This is a genomic window from Nonomuraea sp. SYSU D8015 (genome assembly GCF_008065375.1).
Lineage (GTDB): Bacteria > Actinomycetota > Actinomycetes > Streptosporangiales > Streptosporangiaceae > Nonomuraea.
In genome coordinates this window covers 1-961 of the sequence record NZ_VJYI01000071.1, presented here as the reverse complement: position 1 = coordinate 961, position 961 = coordinate 1, and the positions used below count along the sequence as shown (strand labels likewise).

Here is a 961-nt window from a genome sequence, read left to right as displayed (position 1 = left end):
CCTTGGACTACGCACGTCAGCCGTACCGCAGGTGCGGCCGCAGCGGTCTGCTGCTCCCCGCCGTCTCCCTCGGCCTGTGGCACAACTTCGGCGAAGGCAAACCCCTCGACAGCCAGCGCGCCATCCTCCACAAAGCCTTCGACCTGGGCATCACCCACTTCGACCTCGCCGACCGCTACGGCCCGCCCCTCGGCGCCGCCGAGGCCACCCTCGGCCGCCTCCTGCCCCGCTCCCTGCGCGACGAAGTCGTGATCACCACCAAAGGCAGCAACCCCATGTGGGACGGCCCCTACGGCAAGGGCAACTCCCGCAAACACCTGCTGGCCACCCTCGACCGCTCCCTGACCCGCCTCGGCCTCGACCACGTCGACATCTTCTACCTGCACCGAGAGGACGAACAGACGCCGCTGGAGGAACAGGCCGCCACGCTCGACCACATGGTCCGCACCGGCCGGGCACTGTACGCCGGCGTCTCCAACTTCACCCCGGACAACACCGCCCGCATCGCCGCCCTGCTACGCGAGCTCGGCACCCCGCTGCTGGTCCACCAGCCGTCCTACTCCCTGCTCAACCGCCGCATCGAACAGGCCCTGCTGGACGTGCTGGAACAGCACGGCATCGGCTGCGTGGTCTACTCGCCACTGGCCCAGGGACTGCTCACCGACCGCTACCTCAACGGCATCCCGGCCGACTCACGCGCCGCCGAAGGCCGCTTCCTGACCCCCGACCGAGTCACCCCGCAGGTACTGGCCTTCGTCCGCGCACTGTCCGACATCGCCGCCGCCCGCGGCCAGAGCGTCGCCCAGCTCGCCCTGGCCTGGGCACTGCGCGACCCCCGCATCACCTCCGTCCTGGTCGGCGCCTCCAGCCCGGAACAACTGGAGGCCAACGTGGCCGCCGTGGACCGCCTCGACTTCACCGACGAGGAGCTGACCGCCATCGACCAAGCCGCCAAGGAGGC

At 70.3% G+C, this 961-nt stretch carries 1 protein-coding gene; it reads left to right on the top strand.

What is annotated here, in order from left to right; translation table 11 throughout:
• Positions 1 to 2: 2 nt before the first annotated feature.
• The coding region (locus ID574_RS59250) for an aldo/keto reductase (protein ID WP_188197866.1) at positions 3 to 961 on the top strand (959 nt) is incomplete at its 3' end.